At 45.1% G+C, this 18,710-nt stretch carries 20 protein-coding genes; 9 read left to right on the forward strand and 11 right to left on the reverse strand.

Annotation, left to right across the window (positions count from 1 at the left end; all coding sequences use genetic code 11):
- Positions 1-142: 142 nt before the first annotated feature.
- From livF to LDO73_RS15140, 5 genes are all read right to left on the reverse strand, one after another.
- Positions 143-844 (reverse strand): high-affinity branched-chain amino acid ABC transporter ATP-binding protein LivF, encoded by a 702-nt coding sequence (livF, locus tag LDO73_RS15120; protein ID WP_154638812.1) that lies wholly within the window; start codon positions 842-844, stop codon positions 143-145.
- On the reverse strand, positions 844-1,635 hold the full coding sequence (gene livG / locus LDO73_RS15125; RefSeq protein WP_423810858.1) for a high-affinity branched-chain amino acid ABC transporter ATP-binding protein LivG: 792 nt from the start codon (positions 1,633-1,635) through the stop codon (positions 844-846). The genes livF and livG overlap by 1 nt, the downstream gene beginning before the upstream one ends.
- On the reverse strand, positions 1,635-2,903 hold the full coding sequence (locus tag LDO73_RS15130; protein WP_224059109.1) for a high-affinity branched-chain amino acid ABC transporter permease LivM: 1,269 nt from the start codon (positions 2,901-2,903) through the stop codon (positions 1,635-1,637). The genes livG and LDO73_RS15130 overlap by 1 nt, the downstream gene beginning before the upstream one ends.
- Positions 2,900-3,826, reverse strand: a complete 927-nt coding sequence (gene livH / locus LDO73_RS15135) for a high-affinity branched-chain amino acid ABC transporter permease LivH (RefSeq protein WP_224059110.1) — start codon at positions 3,824-3,826, stop codon at positions 2,900-2,902. Before livH ends, LDO73_RS15130 begins: the two co-directional genes overlap by 4 nt.
- Positions 3,827-3,948: 122 nt before the next feature.
- Entirely contained in the window at positions 3,949-5,058 is a 1,110-nt protein-coding gene (locus LDO73_RS15140; RefSeq protein WP_224059111.1) for a branched-chain amino acid ABC transporter substrate-binding protein, read from the reverse strand.
- A gap of 390 nt (positions 5,059-5,448) precedes the next feature.
- Between LDO73_RS15140 and panM the strand changes: the two genes are divergently transcribed.
- Together panM and LDO73_RS15150 are read left to right on the forward strand one after the other, a co-directional pair.
- Positions 5,449-5,865, forward strand: coding sequence for an aspartate 1-decarboxylase autocleavage activator PanM (gene panM, locus LDO73_RS15145; RefSeq protein WP_224059112.1), 417 nt, complete (start codon positions 5,449-5,451; stop codon positions 5,863-5,865).
- Positions 5,862-6,248: a VOC family protein gene (locus LDO73_RS15150; protein WP_224059113.1), complete on the forward strand. Its 387-nt coding sequence runs from the start codon at positions 5,862-5,864 to the stop codon at positions 6,246-6,248. Before panM ends, LDO73_RS15150 begins: the two co-directional genes overlap by 4 nt.
- A gap of 100 nt (positions 6,249-6,348) precedes the next feature.
- On the opposite strand, the gene rpoH is transcribed toward LDO73_RS15150, so the two are convergent.
- The 4 genes from rpoH to ftsY all read right to left on the reverse strand — a co-directional run bounded on the left by rpoH (position 6,349) and on the right by ftsY (position 10,940).
- Complete coding sequence (gene rpoH / locus LDO73_RS15155; RefSeq protein WP_224059114.1) at positions 6,349-7,224, reverse strand: RNA polymerase sigma factor RpoH; 876 nt, start codon at positions 7,222-7,224, stop codon at positions 6,349-6,351.
- Positions 7,225-7,426: 202 nt separating this feature from the next.
- A complete protein-coding gene (gene ftsX / locus LDO73_RS15160) occupies positions 7,427-8,404 on the reverse strand; it encodes a permease-like cell division protein FtsX (RefSeq protein ID WP_224059115.1) in 978 nt (325 codons plus the stop codon).
- Positions 8,397-9,062 (reverse strand): cell division ATP-binding protein FtsE, encoded by a 666-nt coding sequence (ftsE, locus tag LDO73_RS15165; protein ID WP_154627782.1) that lies wholly within the window; start codon positions 9,060-9,062, stop codon positions 8,397-8,399. Before ftsE ends, ftsX begins: the two co-directional genes overlap by 8 nt.
- Positions 9,063-9,068: 6 nt before the next feature.
- The gene (gene ftsY, locus LDO73_RS15170) at positions 9,069-10,940 is read right to left on the reverse strand and encodes a signal recognition particle-docking protein FtsY (RefSeq protein WP_423810894.1); all 1,872 of its coding nucleotides are present in this window, start codon (positions 10,938-10,940) and stop codon (positions 9,069-9,071) included.
- Between the two features lie 709 nt (positions 10,941-11,649).
- Here ftsY and rsmD point away from each other — a divergent pair.
- Together rsmD and LDO73_RS15180 are read left to right on the forward strand one after the other, a co-directional pair.
- Positions 11,650-12,267: a 16S rRNA (guanine(966)-N(2))-methyltransferase gene (gene rsmD, locus LDO73_RS15175; protein ID WP_224059117.1), complete on the forward strand. Its 618-nt coding sequence runs from the start codon at positions 11,650-11,652 to the stop codon at positions 12,265-12,267.
- The gene (locus LDO73_RS15180) at positions 12,257-12,541 is read left to right on the forward strand and encodes a DUF1145 family protein (protein ID WP_036956002.1); all 285 of its coding nucleotides are present in this window, start codon (positions 12,257-12,259) and stop codon (positions 12,539-12,541) included. The genes rsmD and LDO73_RS15180 overlap by 11 nt, the downstream gene beginning before the upstream one ends.
- A gap of 4 nt (positions 12,542-12,545) precedes the next feature.
- On the opposite strand, the gene LDO73_RS15185 is transcribed toward LDO73_RS15180, so the two are convergent.
- The gene (locus tag LDO73_RS15185) at positions 12,546-12,899 is read right to left on the reverse strand and encodes a DUF2500 family protein (protein ID WP_224059118.1); all 354 of its coding nucleotides are present in this window, start codon (positions 12,897-12,899) and stop codon (positions 12,546-12,548) included.
- A gap of 158 nt (positions 12,900-13,057) precedes the next feature.
- On the opposite strand from LDO73_RS15185, the gene LDO73_RS15190 reads away from it, so the two are divergent.
- From LDO73_RS15190 to LDO73_RS15205, 4 genes are all read left to right on the forward strand, one after another.
- A complete protein-coding gene (locus LDO73_RS15190) occupies positions 13,058-13,687 on the forward strand; it encodes a lysoplasmalogenase (RefSeq protein ID WP_224059119.1) in 630 nt (209 codons plus the stop codon).
- Between the two features lie 148 nt (positions 13,688-13,835).
- A complete protein-coding gene (locus tag LDO73_RS15195; RefSeq protein WP_224059120.1) occupies positions 13,836-16,175 on the forward strand; it encodes a zinc/cadmium/mercury/lead-transporting ATPase in 2,340 nt (779 codons plus the stop codon).
- A gap of 198 nt (positions 16,176-16,373) precedes the next feature.
- On the forward strand, positions 16,374-17,276 hold the full coding sequence (locus LDO73_RS15200; RefSeq protein WP_224059122.1) for an Rpn family recombination-promoting nuclease/putative transposase: 903 nt from the start codon (positions 16,374-16,376) through the stop codon (positions 17,274-17,276).
- A gap of 34 nt (positions 17,277-17,310) precedes the next feature.
- Positions 17,311-17,640: a hypothetical protein gene (locus LDO73_RS15205; RefSeq protein ID WP_224059124.1), complete on the forward strand. Its 330-nt coding sequence runs from the start codon at positions 17,311-17,313 to the stop codon at positions 17,638-17,640.
- Here LDO73_RS15205 and tusA read toward each other — a convergent pair.
- Positions 17,607-17,861 carry a sulfurtransferase TusA gene (tusA, locus tag LDO73_RS15210; RefSeq protein ID WP_132496635.1) on the reverse strand — a complete coding sequence of 85 codons (255 nt, stop codon included), beginning with the start codon at positions 17,859-17,861 and terminating at the stop codon, positions 17,607-17,609. The genes LDO73_RS15205 and tusA overlap by 34 nt on opposite strands.
- Positions 17,862-18,022: 161 nt before the next feature.
- Here tusA and LDO73_RS15215 point away from each other — a divergent pair, with 161 nt between their 5' ends.
- Entirely contained in the window at positions 18,023-18,691 is a 669-nt protein-coding gene (locus LDO73_RS15215) for a 7-cyano-7-deazaguanine/7-aminomethyl-7-deazaguanine transporter (protein WP_036955987.1), read from the forward strand.
- Positions 18,692-18,710 lie beyond the last annotated feature (19 nt).

Below are 18,710 nucleotides of genomic sequence, written 5' to 3' on the forward strand. Positions count from 1 at the left end.
GGCGATACACGCGTTTCAGACTTAACCTTGTGCATTAATCGCCACCAAATAAAACACCCCATAAATATCCGATATATTTTATGGGGTGTTTTTGCTCGATGCGTGTTACTGACGATACGGTTAAGTTATTCGCCTAGCTAAGTTATCCACCTAAATAGGCGCTGCGTACCGCTTCATTCGCCAGTAAGGCTTTTCCGGTGTCTTCCAAAACAATATGCCCATTTTCTAACACATACCCGCGATCAGCCAGTTTCAATGCTTGGTTGGCATTTTGCTCCACCAAAAAGATGGTCATCCCCTCTTCCCGTAGCTGCAAAATGGTGTCAAAAATTTGCATAATGATAATTGGTGCCAGCCCTAATGAAGGTTCATCCAATAACAGTAATTCAGGCTGACTCATAAGTGCTCGGCCAATGGCAAGCATCTGCTGCTCACCGCCGGACATGGTTCCTGAACGCTGGCTACGACGTTCATGCAACCTTGGAAATAACGAATAAACCCGTTCAATACGTTCATGATATTGATGGCGATCCGCAAAAAAACCGCCCATCGCCAGGTTTTCCTCAACGGTCATACGAGAGAATACCCGTCGACCTTCCGGCACTAGCGCAATATCTTTACGCATAATTTGCGGTGTCGGTAACTGAGTAATATCCGCACCGCGATAAAGTACCTGACCAGAGGATGCGCGAGGGTCTCCACATAACGTACTAAGTAAGGTGGTTTTTCCTGCACCATTGGCACCAATCAGGGTGACAATCTCACCTTTTTGAATATTCAAGCTGACATCATGCAACGCCTGAATTTTCCCGTAATGGGTGGAAACTTGTTTAAATTCCAGCATCAGTAAGCTTCTCCCAAGTAGGCTTTGATCACATCAGGATGCTGGCGAATTTCGTTTGGTGTGCCATTCGCCAGAGGTGTTCCTTGGTTCACCACATAAATTCGGTCAGAAATCCCCATCACCAATTTCATATCATGTTCTATCAATAAGATAGAGACATTATGATGGGTTCTCAGCTCCGCAATTAGCTCATCCAGATCGTTCGTTTCCTTCGGGTTTAACCCTGCGGCTGGCTCATCCAGCATCAAAATTTCAGGCCGCGTCACCATGCAGCGTGCAATTTCTAGGCGACGCTGTTGACCATAGGCCAGATTTCCCGCTTGGCGGTTGGCAAATTCAGAAAGATTGACCCGCTCTAGCCATTTCACCGCGTTATCCACCGCTTCGGCTTCTGCTCGTCGAAATGCAGGGGTTTTCAGTAAGCCGGAGAAAATACCGTTTTTAAGATGTTGGTGCTGAGCCACTAATAAATTTTCAATCACCGTCATCTCTTTGAATAAACGGACATGCTGGAACGTGCGGATCACTCCAAGGCGGGCAATGGCTTGACCCGCAAGCCCTTCAAGATGCTTATCTCGATAGAGAATCGACCCGCTCGTTGGCTTATAAAATCCCGTTAAGCAGTTAAATATGGTGGTTTTCCCAGCACCATTGGGTCCAATCAATGAAACAATTTCCCCTTGGTTCAACGTCAGTTCCACGTTGTTGACCGCCAGCAACCCACCAAAGCGCATGGTTAAGCCACTGACTTGTAATAATGGCATTCTCGAAGGCTGAATCGTCATAGTCATTATGATCCGCCTCCCTGCACACTTTTCAGTTTCATATGGCGACGCTGCATCGGTAATAAGCCTTGTGGACGCCAGATCATCATCAGCACCATCAATGCACCCAGCAGCAACATGCTGTATTCATTCAGATCGCGCATCATCTCCCTCGATACCACCAAGATGATCGCGGCTAAAATCACCGATGTTTGCGATCCCATTCCTCCAAGCACCACGATCGCCAGTACAAAGGCAGATTCGGCGAAAGTGAAGGATTCAGGGCTGATAAATCCTTGTCGTGCGGCAAATAATGCCCCTGCAAACCCTGCAAATGTTGCACTGATCGTAAAGGCAGTTAATTTAATACGTGTTGGGCTTAAACCTAATGATCGACACGCAATTTCATCTTCACGTAGCGCTTCCCACGCTCGCCCTAATGGCATCCGTAACAATCGGCTTATCACGATCAAGGTGATCACCACCAGCAACAGCGCCACAAAATAGAGGAAAATGATCCGGTCACCGGGGTTGTAATCTAACCCGAAGAAGTTATGGAATGTATCCCAACCATCTTTAGCCGTACGGCTAAACTCTAAGCCAAAGAAGGTCGGTTTTGGCAGTTGGCTGATCCCATTCGGGCCACCGGTGATCTCCGTATTATTTAATAATAAAATACGTACGATCTCCCCAAACCCAAGAGTGACGATCGCCAAATAATCACCCCGTAGCCTCAGCACAGGGAAACCCAATAAAAACCCTGCCAATGCTGCCGTTAAGCCGGCAATCGGTAAGCTTTCCCAGAAACCAAAATCATAATAGTGATTGAGTAAGCCAAAGGTATAGGCACCGATAGCGTAAAAGCCCGCATAGCCGAGCACCAATAAACCTGATAACCCAACCACGACGTTTAAGCCCAGCCCCAGCATCACGTAGATTAGGGTTAATGTCGCAATATCGACGCTGCCACGAGACACCAAAAATGGCCAGATGATCGCCCCAATAATGATAGCAATTCCGATAATTTTTTGTCTGAGCGAGCCGCCGTCAAAGTCCGGTAACGCCCATGATTTTTTGGGCACGCCTTGCCATGCTTTGCTTAAAGCGGGACGTATTAATTGATACACAAAAATAATGGCAATCCCGACGAAAATCCAATTCCAGCGAACTTCTCCCCCAGATTCCACTATCAGCTTAGTACCATCGAGGCCTAATTTTAGCCCCATCATAAACACGGCTAAAATAAAGAAGGTGACGGAGGCAATGATGGCACTGATCCAATTTTCTTTTCTCATACTTTTTCGACCTCCGGGCGACCCAGAATGCCAGTTGGCATGATCAACAGAACAGCTATCAACAAACCAAATGAGACAACGTCTTTATATTCCGTACTTAAATATGCCGAGGTCATGGCTTCCGCTACACCGAGGATCAAGCCGCCCAGCATCGCGCCTGGAATACTACCGATTCCACCTAATACTGCGGCAGTGAAAGCTTTCATTCCCGCCATAAAGCCAATATATGGGTTAATAACGCCATAATATTGCCCTAATAACACCCCTGCGACGGCTGCCATCCCCGCACCGATTACGAATGTCAAAGAGATCACGCGGTCAGTGTTAATACCCAGCAGACTTGCCATTTTTAAATCTTCTGCACATGCACGACAAGCACGCCCCATGCGGGAATAGCGGATAAACAGCGTTAGTGCCAGCATCGCAAGGAAGGTCACAATCCAGATAGTCAGCTGCATTTTAGTGACAATGACAGAGAAATCATCACTTTCACCTAATACCCACTGCCCAGTAATCAGGCTTGGCAATGCCAGATCGCGGGATCCTTGAGATATACTGACGTAGTTTTGTAAGAAGATGGACATCCCGATCGCCGAGATCAGCGCAATCAAGCGCTTAGAGTGACGAACGGGGCGGTAAGCAACGCGCTCGATACTCCAACCATAGGAGCTTGATACCACAATTGCCGCCACAAATGCCGCCGCAATGAGGATCCACCCCACATCGATACCGAGCATCATTAAGCCCGCAATGACAATGAACGAAACGTAGCTACCAATCATGTACACTTCACCGTGGGCGAAGTTGATCATCCCGATGATGCCGTACACCATGGTATAGCCGATAGCGATCAGCGCGTAAGTGCTTCCTAACGTTAAGCCATTGAGGAATTGCTGAATAAAATACAGAATTTGGTCTGACATAAGATTATCCTTTCAAACTACTGTCCCTCTATGGAGAGCAGAAGCTGGAAGCCCGTTACCAAGCTTCCAGCTCATCACTGAATACGCATTTCTCAATGATCAATTATCAATACAAGTGAGAATTACTCTTGTGCAGTAGAGGTTCCGTCTTTGTGCCATTCAAACACACCGAATTCGAAACCTTTCAGATCACCATTTGGCTTCCAGCTTAATTGCCCCATAACGGTATCCACTGGATTGGCTTTCAGATCTTTCGCCAGCACATCAGGTTCCGTGCTGCCTGTACGCTGCATCGCCGTGGTTAAGCCTTGGATTGCTGCGTAGGTTGTCCATACAAATGGCCCTGTTGGATCTTCTTTTTTCTTTTTAATCGCATCAACGATGGATTGGTTAGCTGGAATTTGGTCATAACGCTTCGGTAACGTTACCAACATACCTTCAGAGGCGTCGCCTGCAATGTTCGACAGTGAGGAGTTACCCACACCTTCAGGTCCCATAAAACGAATGTTCAGGCCTGATTGTTTCGCTTGGCGTAAAATTTGCCCCATTTCTGGGTAGTATCCGCCGAAATAGACAAAATCAACGTTCTCTTTTTTCAGCTTAGCGACCAGTGCAGAGAAGTCTTTATCACCCGCGGTAACGCCTTCAAACATCACTTCTTTCACGCCTGCTTTGTTCAAGCTTTCACGTACTGAACGAGCCAAACCTTCGCCGTATTGCTGTTTATCATGTACCACCGCAATACGCTTAGGTTTAATTTTTTCCATGATGTATTTTGCTGCGGTTGGACCTTGGTCAGAATCCAACCCTGTTGTACGCATGATTAACTGGTAGCCACGAGTGGTTAAATCCGCATTGGTCGCCGCTGGGGTGATCATCAGAACGCCTTCGTCTTCATAAATATCTGAAGCTGGCTGAGTGGAGGAGGAGCAGAGGTGACCAATCACATGTTTGATGCCATCGTTAATCACTTTGTTGGCGACCGCAACTGCTTGTTTTGGGTCACAAGCATCATCATATTCAACGGCAACCAGTGTATCGCCGTTAATTCCACCCTTCGCATTAATATCCGCAATAGCTTGGCGAGCTCCCGTAAATTCCATATCGCCATACTGAGCAACGGGGCCTGACATAGCGCCGACAACTGCGATTTTAATCTCTTTCGCCCATCCAGCTGGGCTTAATGCCATTGCGATACAACCCGCTAATAATGCTTTATTAATATTTTTCATTCGTGCGTCCCCGCCATCAATATTGTGTATGATTGTGAGTGTTTGTGATTGATTTATAATCAATTATTATAGGTGACAGGTTCAATGCCTGATATTTCAAAATACGGCCAATAAGGCTATATATTTCAGACCATTAAACAAGAGAATTATGCTAAATAGCAAATGAACGAGGCAGATATTTACATCGATTGCAGAATAAAAAGCTAATGATAAAACGTGTATTTTTTGTAAATGCTAGTGTTATATTCCGGTTAAATTTGGCTTAATCCGAGGGAAACTCGGAAAATTCATTAATACCAAATTTTTCTCTTTAAAATTAAAAAATCGGTTACAGATCACTCTGCTGTTAGAATAACGTGCAACATGCACCATGAAATGGATCAAAACAACATGAGACTTACCATCATCCCTCTGGTCAATCCTACTGAGCAACAATACATCGACTTATCGAAGATCTGGCTAGACCAGAGCCGAACACAACACGAACAAAACCTTGAGTCTGGTGTACGTTTTTATGGGGCGTGTTTTAATGAACGATTATTAGCTGCGGCTAAAGTGGTTATTTATCAACAACAAGGTACGATCCGTGATTTTAATGTCCGTGAAATCACTCGCCGTCGCGGCGTTGGATTGTATCTTTTACAGGATATTTTTCGTCAACAACCTGAAATTCGCCATTGGATCTTTGACTTGCAGGGGGTGGAACCGCAAAACAAAATCGCTTTGGAGAAATTTCTTGTTGCTTGTGGTTTTCAACCCTCTAAAGAAACCCATCATTGGCAGCTAAATATTGAGCAAACAGTATGAAACTTAATAAAATTCATCACGTTGCTATTATTTGCTCCGATTTTTCTAAGAGTAAGCATTTTTACTGTCAAATCCTTGGATTACAGCTTATCTCAGAATATTACCGTCCAGAGAATGACTCATGGAAAGCAGATTTAGCTTTTGGAGAACATTATCAGATTGAACTGTTTAGTTTTGCAAATCCGCCCAAAAGACTCAGTTACCCTGAAGCCACTGGGTTACGTCATTTAGCGTTTGAAGTCGATAATATCGAAGAATGGATTGCCTATTTGGCACAAAATCAGGTGGTGTGTGAGGGGATAAGAATCGACCCGTATACTCAGAAGCGTTTTACCTTCTTTGCAGATCCAGATGGTCTACCTTTAGAGCTCTATTCTCGCTAACGAAAATTATCAAAAATAGTTAGTGAATCAGTTATCTGCATTTATATTCCGAGCTAATAAAGCGGAAATAAATGCAGATAACCTAGACGGGCAACAAACATTACATCTCGTCGTCTTCATCTTCCATAGCAAGACGCAGCTTTTTCATTGCGTTCTTTTCAAGTTGACGAACACGCTCAGCAGAAACGCCGTATTTGTCGGCCAGTTCTTGCAGCGTTGTTTTGTTGTCATCATCCAACCAACGAGCGCGAATGATATCTTGGCTACGCTCATCTAATGAGTCTAACGCATCGGCTAAACGGTCAGTTGCGTGACTTTCCCAGTTATCATCTTCAATCGTGTTGGCAAAATCAGAAGACTTATCTTGCAGATAAAGTACTGGCGCAACTGGACCACCGAAATCACCGCTATCGTCGTCGTCAGACATATCAAATGCCATGTCCTGCGCCGCCATACGTGATTCCATTTCCAACACATCTTTAGTACTCACGCCCAGCGCTTGCGCAACCATATCCACTTCTTCTTGGTTAAACCAACCAAGGCGTTTTTTATTCTTTCTTAAATTAAAGAATAATTTACGCTGGGATTTTGTTGTTGCGACTTTGACGATACGCCAGTTACGTAAAACGTATTCATGAATTTCCGCTTTGATCCAATGCACTGCGAAAGAGACCAGACGCACACCCACTTCAGGATTAAAGCGACGCACAGCCTTCATCAGGCCGATGTTGCCTTCCTGAATTAAGTCAGCTTGTGGTAAACCATAGCCTGCATAGCTACGCGCGATGTGAATAACAAAGCGCAAATGGGATAAAATCAGTTGCTTTGCAGCTTCGAGGTCACCATCGTAATGCAGCCTTTCTGCCAGTTCCTTTTCTTCCTCTGCGGTCAGCATCGGGTAAGCATTGGCAGCTCGCATATAAGCTTCAATACTTCCTTGTGGAACAAGCGCTAATGATTGCATATCTTTGGTCATTAAGATCCTCTATGAATTGTACTGAAATGGGAGAGATTCGATACAGATAAACCGTAGTCTATCAGCTTAGCCGCGTTAAATAAATTATATACAAGAATAGTTAACCACAGGTCAATATCTGACACATAATTAGAAAAGAAGTTCGCAGAAATTCATTTTTCCCATCGGAGCCAATACGTTAGCGCCGATGGGAGCAATTGAATTATTCTGGTCTAAAATGGCGTAAATGTTGTAATGTTGCCAGCCATGCCGCTACCCAGCCCACAATTGCAGACATCAGAATAATCAACAGAGCCTCTTCCCACAATAGCCCTTCAATGTGGAATTGCGTACCAAATACGTTTGCTACTTGCGCCACTAAATCGGACAACTTCCACACAAGTAAGAATGTCATAATGAGGGCGATCACCGCACCCAATGCACCTAACACAACCCCGCCATTTAAGAACGGCCGCATGATAAAGCCATCAGTGGCACCAATCAGCTTCATCACATTGATGGTATCGCGACGGGCAAAAATATTTAACCGCACACTATTACCAATCACTAAGAACAATGAAACGATCATCAAGATGCCAATCACCGATGCCACTTGGCCCACCAGCCGTGTTAATGCGGCTAGGCGAGAAAACCAGCTATCATCCATTCGTACTTCTTCAATGCCGTTAACTTGGCTGACACGGTCACGCAGTGTTGCTAAGGCATTCGAACCTTCAAAGTCCAGTTTCGGGGTAATAATTGCCACCGCTGGCAGTGGATTCTCTTCTAGCATATCCAATGCGGTACTAAAGCCAGACCAGCTACGGAATTCAGATATCGCTTGGTCGCGAGATAAGTAATTCACATGCGCTACGCCATCAAGGGCTTCAAGCTGAGTCACCACATTTTGTCCCCCTTGCTCATCGAGAGACTTATCCAGATAGACCGTCAACTGAGGCGTCGGGTACCACTGTTCAGCCGCTTGGGAAACGTTCTTCCAAACGATATAACACAAACTTGGCAGCGCTAATGAAATGGCAATGACCATCACAGTTAAAAAGGTTGCCAGCGGTTGACGTAGCATGTCAGCCAGTGCATTTAACCAAGAGTAGCGCCACTGTTCACGCCAGCCACCTTTGAGTGCTTTGCTTTTTGATTGCATGGCACGTTCTGGCTTCGCTTTGCGGACATTCTTAGCCATGTTGACCTCCAAGCATCCGACCTTCGCTTAAGGTCAATACACGCAAATTACGGCGTTCAATCAACGCAATATCGTGGGTTGCCATTAATACAGTCACGCCCACACGGTTAAACTCTTCAAATAAACGCATAATGCCTTCAGATAACTCGTTATCAAGGTTACCTGTCGGCTCATCCGCGAGAAGCATCGTTGGCTTATTCACGACTGCGCGTGCAATTCCCACGCGCTGCTGTTCACCACCAGACAGTTGGATTGGGAAGTTTTTCGCTTTATCCAACAAACCGACTTTATCCAATGCTGCGCTCACGCGTCGGCGAATATCTTCGCTACTTGCACCAGAAATAATCAGCGGCATCGCCACGTTGTCATAAACTGTACGGTCAAATAACAGATGGTGATCTTGGAAAATCATGCCAATCTGCCTGCGCAGAAAAGGGATCTCTCTGTCTTTTAGTCGGCTGATATCATGACCATTAAACAGAATATGACCCGCACTTGGGCGCTCAATACCACAAATCAGTTTAAGTAATGTACTTTTACCTGCGCCTGAGTGACCCGTTAAAAATGCCATTTCCCCAGGGCGTAGATGAAAATCTACCCCTTGGAGCGCTTGGCGGCCACCGCGATAAGCTTTACTCACATGTTCAAAGCGGATCATCGAAAATTATTCCTCTCGGGCAAATAGAGCCTCGATAAAGTCATCGGCTTTAAATGGGCGTAAATCTTCAATACCTTCACCAATCCCGATATAACGAATTGGAATACCGAATTGATCAGCGATTGAAAAGATTACGCCACCTTTTGCTGTACCATCGAGTTTTGTCAGTGTAATACCGGTTAAACCTACGGCGTCGTTGAAAATTTTAGCCTGACTAACCGCATTTTGTCCCGTGCTTGCATCGAGGGTCAGCATAATTTCATGAGGGGCTGACTCATCAAGCTTCTTCATCACGCGAACGATTTTCTTCAATTCTTCCATTAAGTGCGCTTTATTTTGTAAGCGCCCTGCGGTATCTGCGATCAAAACATCGGCACCTTTTGCTTGAGCAGATTGAATCGCATCAAAAATCACGGAAGCAGGATCAGCGCCAGTATGCTGAGCGACGACTGAAATATTGTTACGATCGCCCCACACTTGCAGTTGCTCAACCGCCGCGGCACGGAATGTATCACCCGCTGCCAACATGACGGACTTGCCTTCTGATTGATACTGACGCGCTAATTTACCAATTGTTGTTGTTTTACCCACACCGTTAACACCAACCATCAGAATAACATAAGGTTTTTTACCTTTGATCTCTAATGGTTTGTCTACAGTGGCTAAAATATCAGACATTTCTTCACGCAGCTTGCCGTACAACGCCTCGGCATCTTTTAGCTCTTTACGGGAAGCGTGCTGAGTTAAGTTATCAATAATTTTACGGGTAGTTTCAACACCGACATCCGCAATTAATAGCTGCTCTTCTAACTCTTCAAAAAGATCGTCATCGATTTTTTTGCCTTTGAATAGACCAAGGAAGCCCGAACCGAGATTTTGACGTGTTTTTAATAAACCTTTCTTTAGACGGCTAAAAAAGCCTTCTTTTTTCGGCTTTTCCTGCTCAACTGCCTGAGTTTTTGCAGCTTCTTCCGCAGCTAAACGCGCCGCCTCGGCCTCTTCGTCTGCAATACGAGCCGCTTCTTCTTCCGCTAAACGTGCGGCTTCCGCCTCTTGGCGCTCACGTTCGGCTTTTTCTTCGGCTTCTTTGATAGCAGCTAGTTCAGCTTGGCGTTGACGCTCCGCTTCTTCTTCCGCTAAACGTGCTGCTTCCGCCTCTTGGCGTTCGCGTTCGGCTTTTTCTTCAGCTTCTTTGATAGCAGCGAGTTCAGCTTGGCGTTGACGCTCCGCTTCTTCTTGCGCTAAACGTGCGGCTTCCGCCTCTTGGCGCTCGCGTTCGGCTTTTTCTTCGGCTTCTTTGATAGCAGCCAGTTCAGCTTGGCGTTGGCGCTCCGCTTCTTCTTGCGCTAAACGTGCGGCTTCCGCCTCTTGGCGCTCGCGTTCGGCTTTTTCTTCGGCTTCTTTGATAGCAACCAGTTCAGCTTGGCGTTGACGCTCCGCTTCTTCTTGCGCTAAACGTGCGGCTTCCACCTCTTGGCGTTCGCGTTCAGCTTTTTCTTCGGCTTCTTTGATAGCAGCGAGTTCAGCTTGGCGTTGACGCTCCGCTTCTTCTTGCGCTAAACGTGCGGCTTCCGCCTCTTGGCGCTCACGTTCGGCTTTTTCTTCGGCTTCTTTGATAGCAGCCAGTTCAGCTTGGCGTTGACGCTCCGCTTCTTCTTGCGCTAAACGTGCGGCTTCCGCCTCTTGGCGTTCGCGTTCGGCTTTTTCTTCGGCTTCTTTGATAGCCGCCAGTTCAGCTTGGCGTTGACGCTCTAACTCTTCTTCCGCCAGACGGGTAATTTCCGCCTCTTGGCGCTCTTGTTCAGCTAGCTCTTGCGCTAAACGAGCGGCTTCCGCTTCTTGGTATTCACGTTCCGCTTTTTCTTCTGCGGCTTTGATAACGGCTAACTCAGCTTGATGCTGGCGTTCAGTTTCTTCTTCGGCAGATTTAATTGCAGCTTGCTCGATTTGACGTTGGCGTTCCGCAGCTTCTTCAGCTTGGCGTAAAACCTGCGCTTCTAACGCTTCTCTCGCCGTTTTTTCTTCTGCTATACGGTTTTCTTCTGCCGCTTGGCGTTCTTGCTCAGCATTTTCTGCTGCAATGCGCATCACCTCTAATTGCGCTTTATGCTGGCGTTCTGCTTCCTCAGCAGCAGCCGTAATCGCGTCTTGTTCAGCCTGATATTGACGCTCAGCTTCATCTTCCGCCGCTTTAATTACATCAAGTTCTGCTTGATGTTGACGCTCAGCTTCTACTGTAGCGGCATCCTGTTGCTCAGTATCATGAACAGCATCATTTTTAAGTTCGACATCCGGTTGCTGGGTTTCTTCTTCATTCTTACGGCCAAATCCCAACCATGAGAAAAAGCCTTTTTTCTTATCTTTAGCCATCTGCCACTACACTCCTCGCGGTAAAAACATGGCGTTTTAAAATTAAATCGCAATAAAATTACATGCAGTCTATCATTTCATCGCGCAGCAACACATATCTGAAAGAAAAATCCTGACAAATTATTCTTATTTTTCTGTTAAAACCGTGAAACCGAAGCGCTACAATAGTCCCCAATAATTTATACATTCCTCAATGAACTAAGCAACTATACATATTATGGCAAAAAAACCACAAACAGCCTCTTTGGGGCAAATTCGTGTCATTGGTGGTAAGTGGCGTGGGCGAAAACTGCCTGTACGCGATAGTGAGGGCTTACGTCCCACTACTGATCGCATCAAAGAAACGCTCTTTAACTGGCTAATGCCAGTGATCCGCGATGCTCGCTGCCTTGATTGCTTCGCAGGTAGCGGCGCTTTAGGTTTTGAAGCCTTATCTCGCTTTGCCGAGCACGTCACGTTTATTGAACTTGATAAACAAAATGCCAAGCTTCTTAGTGAGAACAAAGTTCGCTTAGCCGCTGATAATGCGACCGTTATTAATAACAGCAGCCTCACCGTTCTCAGCCAAGTGGGAACACCTTGTGATGTGGTGTTTATCGACCCACCTTTTCGTAAAGGGCTACTTGGAGAAACCATCACGCTACTGGAAAAAAATCAGTGGTTAGCTGATGAAAGTTGGATTTATGTAGAGTCAGAAGCGGAGTTACCACTTACTGACATTCCCGCAAACTGGCAGCTACACCGTGAAAAGGTCGCAGGCCAAGTTGCGTATCGTCTGTTTATTCGTCAATCTGTTCATTCATCAAGTATGCAGGGAGAAAAAGATGCTGATTAATATCGGACGTCTGCTCATGATTTGTGTTTGGGGTTTTATGATCTTTAATATTGTGCATCCATTTCCTAAACCATTGAAATATTTCATGGATGTCGCAATGGTATTTATGATTTTCATGCATGCATTGCAGACTATCTTCCTGAAAGCTAGCTTACCGAAAGATCAAAAGCTAACAGGGCTCCAGCAGACAAAAATTTTCTTTTTTGGCGTGTTTGAAATGCTCGCCATGCATAAGAAAACAAAAGCGGCTATTGAAGCCGCTAAAAAGAAATAATCGTTTATTCAGAGGGGTCAAAGCGAATAAATCGCGTACCTTGTAGAGTTAGCTTACCTTTAGCACCCAACTTAACACCTTGGTACTGTTCTTCGCTAACGATCACTTTAATCGTTTCTCCTGAAGCTTGAGTCTGAAAATAAAGTTCATAGCGAAAAGTTTCAGGAGATACCACATCGCGCTCCCGGGAACGCATATTTGGATAAGGGTAATCCTTCTTCTCTTTAACGAGCACTAACTGGCTGATAGGCAATGAATTATCATTAATTTCATTCTGTTTCTTTTGGTCAAAAAAGCGCTTGGTGGCTAACACGGCGATAATCGCGAGAACAATAATTAAGAGAATTGGCTTATTCATAATTTATATATTTAGCTTAGAATTATCATAAGTATATACCCTCTATCGCTCAAATTGCAGATAAACGCCATACAATTTATGTGAGACGCGGTATAGTTCATTTATATTTAATCGCTCTTGGTGATTTCTCTTTTCCAGAAACTCTTAAGGATATGTGTATGATTAGTTGGCCATTCCTCGCTGTTTTATTTTCTGGCTGGCTGTATGTTGATGCAGCCTATCGTGGTCCTGAGTGGCAACGTTGGTTATTCCGCCCTATTACTTTGCTTCTTCTATTATTCTGGGGATGGAGTTCTGACGACTTAAATGCACAAACCTATCTAATTTTAGGCGGTTTAGTGCTTTCCTTAGTTGCCGACCTCTCGAGAATGTTTTCTAGTGAGCACTTGCTTACTTCTTTAGGGCTCATGTTTTTAAGCTATTTGGTCTACACCGTTAGCTTTGGAATGCAATTCAACTTTGGCCTGTATCTGCCTTGGCTTATCGTCCCAATCGCTATCGCAGCTGTCACCTTGGTGCTGATTTGGGGAAAACTGGAAAGCCAACAGCCTGTTGTTTTCGCCTCTATTATTATGAGCATGATTATGATGTGGGTAGCGGGAGACCAATACTTTGGCTTAGGTCGAGAGTTTAATTTTTCGATTATGGTGGGCGCTTCTTTGCTATTTTTATCTCACTGTGTCTGGTTAATTGCCCATTTCCGTTTCCCATTCAAAGCCTCTAAAGCAGTTGTGGCCGCATTCTACTTCCTCGGTCAGTTCTTTATTGTTCGTGCCATTTATTTATAATTCCCCGCCAATTGATAAAACGTGCTATTTGAGAATTTTATCAATTGGCCTCCCCTTTTTCGTTTGACTCTAGAGTCTACTCCAAAGTGTAGACTTAACCTTAATTAGGGAACATGGTTAAAAACGCATCTAAAAAAAGGGGGCGCTTATGCACTCACACTCTCATAAAGATACCCATGCACATAGCACGTCTTGCTGCTCAGGAAACACTTGCTCATCCGCAACTGTAGAGAATGGCAAAACAGAAAGTCATGGCGCATCATCCCATGAACATCATCATGACGATGACAAAAATCATGCTCATGATGATGATGAAAAATCCCATCAGCATGGTAGTTGTTGTAGCTCAACATCCGCTGCAAATGATGATGTAGAGCCCACCCAAACCGCTAAACAACGTTTTAGCTGGATTGTACGTGGGATGGACTGCCCAAGCTGCGCGGCTAAAATCGAAAACGCGATCTCCCAAATTCGCGAAGTCGCTCAAGCCAAAGTCCTCTTTGCCACTGAAAAACTCGTCGTCGACGCTGACAAAGACGTCACTGCCGTCGTTCGTTCAACTGTCGAAGCCGCAGGTTACGAATTGCATGATGTGGGTAGCGCAGGCGCAGCGTCAGCACCGCCACCAAGCTTATTGAGTGAAGCCAAGCCCGTCATCATTTTAGCAATCCTGATGGCAATCAGTTGGGGACTTGAGTTTGTTAATCCACAGCTGGGTAACGTTGCGTTTATCCTAACCACATTATTTGGGTTATACCCTATTGCGCGTAAATCGTTACGTTTGATCCGTACCGGTACACCATTTGCGATTGAAACCTTGATGACCGTTGCCGCTGTAGGGGCTATTTTCATCCAAGCAACTGAAGAAGCCGCCATGGTTATCTTGCTGTTTATGCTGGGTGAAATGCTTGAATCCTACTCTGCGGGGCGTGCTCGCCGAGGTGTTAGCGCACTCATGGCTTTAGTGCCTGAAGATGCCGTGCTTATCAAGGATGAACAAAAAACATCGGTTGCTGTCGCACAGTTACGCCCTGGTGACATCATTGAAATTGCACCTGGCGGCCGATTACCAACCGATGCGGTACTTGTTACTGGATTCGCGAGTTTTGATGAAAGCGCATTAACGGGTGAATCCGTCCCTGTAGAACGCAGTGCTGGGGAAAAAGTGGCTGCGGGCTGTTTGTCTGTCGATAAAGCCGTACAAATGGAAGTGGTGTCCGAGCAAGGTCAAAATGCTATCGACCGCATTTTGCAACTGATTGAAGAAGCGGAAGAACGCCGCGCACCAATTGAGCGATTTATCGACCGCTTCAGCCGCATCTATACCCCAATTATCATGTTGATTTCGGCCTTGGTGATAGTGATCCCACCAATGTTCTTCGGTGCAGCATGGGACACTTGGATTTACCGTGGTCTGACTCTGCTGTTAATTGGTTGCCCTTGCGCACTGGTTATCTCAACCCCTGCGGCAATCACCTCCGCACTGGCAACGGCCACTCGCCGAGGCGCTTTAATTAAAGGCGGTGCTGCATTAGAGCAATTGGGAACAGTCACTACGATTGCACTGGATAAAACAGGCACACTGACAGAAGGTAAACCACACGTCACCGATATCGTCCCTGTTGAAGGTCTGAGTGAAAGCGAGTTAATTCGTATCACGGCATCGGTTGAAGTCGGCTCTCATCACCCACTGGCTAAAGCTATCGTCAACAAAGCTGAAGCGTTATCTATCACTGTTGAAGAAGCGTTAGAGCGTAAAGCGCTAGCGGGTAAAGGGGTTGAAGGTTCCTTTAATGGTAAGCAAGTGTTAGTCAGCGCACCATCAAGGGTAGAGCCACCATTAAGCAGCCAATGGCAAGCGAAAGTGGAAGCCTTAGAAGCGCAAGGTAAAACGGTTGTCGTCACGTTAGAAGATAACCACGTTATCGGCTTAACGGCTATGCAAGATACCTTACGTAGCGACGCTGTTGATGCGATGACTATGTTGAAAGCGTTAAATGTCAACGCAGTGATGCTAACTGGCGATAACCCGCGTGCCGCCAGCGCCATCGCAAATCAGCTAGGCATGGAGTTCCGTGCAGGATTATTGCCAGAAGATAAAGTAACCGCAGTGATGGAGCTTAATCGCAACCACAGCACCATGATGGTGGGTGATGGTATCAATGATGCTCCAGCTATGAAAGCCTCAAGCATTGGTGTTGCAATGGGTGGTGGGACTGACGTTGCTTTAGAAACTGCGGATGCTGCTTTAACCCATAACCGTTTGACTGGATTACCTGAAATCGTCGCATTATCCAGAGCCACACGTAAAATAATCCGCGAAAATATTGCTATCGCTTTAGGCTTAAAAGGTGTTTTCTTAGTCACCAGTCTATTAGGTATTACAGGTTTATGGGTGGCGGTATTAGCAGATTCTGGTGCTACCGCATTAGTCACCGCTAACGCAATTCGCTTACTGCGCGTTAAGCTGCCCGAAATCAAAAAATAGCCTTTCTTTAGTTTGATATCTCAACGCCGTAATGATGATCATTACGGCGTTTTTTTATGCGTGGAAAATTTAAAATCATCAATTACAGCAAAGAGTTACATGAACCATTCACCGTCTGAATTTAGGACTAACTTTTCTCCCGCACACAGAAATATTGGGTAATATCTCGGTCATCAACAACATTTACTGAGCGTGGATATGGCTAATAATGCAAGTTCAATACCTCATGATGCCGCCTTTAAAGGCTTTATGACAAAGCAGGGTAATGCCCGAGATTTCTTTGAGCTTCATTTACCTGAGCAAATTAAACGCTTGTGCGATTTCGATACGCTCACCCTCATTAATTCAGCTTTTATTGATAGCAAATTGAGAACCCGGTTTTCCGATGTTCTCTATTCTGTACAAACAAAAATGGGAGATAGCTATATCTATCTGTTAGTCGAGCATCAATCGACACCTGATAAGTTGATGGGTTGGCGTTTAATGCACTACGCATTTATGGCGATGAATCAGCATTTACAGCAAGGGCATAAAACCTTACCGCTCGTAGTTCCCATTCTGTTTTATCACGGGGAAACATCCCCCTATCCTTATGAAGGTACATGGACACAATGCTTGCCCCACGCTGAAATAGCCCATGACCTGTATAGCAGCCCTTTCCCGTTGGTGGATATCACCGTAGTTGAGGATACCGAAATAGTTAGTCACCGCAAAATCGCTGTGATGGAACTCGCAATGAAACACAAAAAACTACGAAATGACCACCAGAGAGTCACTGAGCACTTCGTTCAAATATTAAACAACCACTATAATGACAAAGATGATGTGATCACTATCTTGAATTACTTATTTATCATTATGGATTCACCTTATTACACATACATTGTCGAGACATTAATCGACCAAGCCGAAAACCATCGAGGAACTATTATGAATATTGCACAGCGGTTAAAAAATGAAGGTAAAGAAAAAGGAAAAGAAGAAGGAAAAGAAGAAACCTTACAACAGGTTGTATTAAAGAGCTTACAACTTGGTTTAAGCATTGACGTTATCCGCAAACTCACTGGGTTATCAGACAGTGAAATTCAAGCGCTTAATTAAACAACAAATTATGTAAGTATCGGGATAAATAGTTATGAATATTGCCACACGTTTAAGATATGAAGGATATAAGAAAGGATTTGCACAAGGGTTTGTAGAAGGATTCGAGGAAGAATTCACTGTGGGATTACAAACAGCGCTCAAAGTAGGTAAAGCCATCTGCCAACAAGAGATAACCTTAAATGCACTACAACTTGGCTTAAACATAGAAACTATCAGTAAAATCACTGAATTATCAATCAGTGAAATTCAAGCACTTATTGACCGCCCATCAACAAAGCCTCCTGCGAAGCAAAAAGGCTATCTCTCATCAATGCCGCTGGCTAGGTATTACAAGCCGCTGGATTTTTTGCGCAATAAATAACGATACGGCGCATTTTCCGCTTCAACCGCCAGCAGCTCGTGCTCCATAAAACGGCAAAAACCGGGAATATCGCGGGTGGTTGCGGGGTCATCTGCAATGATTAACAACGTATCACCGTCCGCCATATTGCGTACGGTTTTACGTACCAGCATTACAGGTTCAGGGCAGCGCAGCCCTAGCGTATCAAGGGTTTTCGTTGGATTAGAAAATAAGTCAGACATAACACCACATTCTCTTGGTCATCAATGCGCTTATTGTAAAGCCACGCGCAGTGGATGAACAGTTTTGATTTTGTTGCGCAACGAGAGTATGATGCGCTCTTCCCAATTTAGGGATGTTATTCATGGGTTCCCTCACCCCATTGCCACTAAAAAGGTACAATATGTTTACGTTTACTCCGCAGCAAAAAGCCACTGCGTTAATTTGGCTATCGTTATTTCATATTTTAATTATTACATCCAGCAACTACTTGGTGCAGTTACCCATTAATATTTTTGGGTTTCATACTACCTGGGGTGCCTTTACCTTTCCCTTTATTTTCCTTGCTACGGACTTAACCGTTCGCATCTATGGTGCGCCATTAGCTCGCCGAATTATCACTGCGGTTATGCTACCAGCACTGTTAATTTCGTATGTGATTTCTGCTCTATTCTTCCAAGGAGAATGGCAAGGTTTCGCGGCTATCATGACATTTAACCTGTTTGTTGCACGTATCGCGGCGGCAAGTTTTATGGCATATGTCCTCGGCCAAATCTTGGATGTCAGCGTATTTAACCGCCTGCGCCAAAACAAACGTTGGTTTGTGGCTCCCGCCTGCGCCATGTTTTTTGGTAACTTGATTGATACCATCGCGTTCTTCTTTATCGCGTTTTATCAAAGCAGCGATCCGTTTATGGCAGCAAATTGGATGGAAATCGCTCTGGTTGATTACGTCTTCAAGTTATTAATTTGTATGCTGTTCTTCTTGCCAGCTTATGGTTTATTACTGAACTTTATTTTGAAGACTTTCTTCGCTACCGCCAGCAAGAAACAATTATCCCCGCAGCACTGAGATAAAAAAGGGAGATAAG

Source organism: Providencia alcalifaciens (assembly GCF_915403165.1).
Lineage (GTDB): Bacteria > Pseudomonadota > Gammaproteobacteria > Enterobacterales > Enterobacteriaceae > Providencia > Providencia alcalifaciens_C.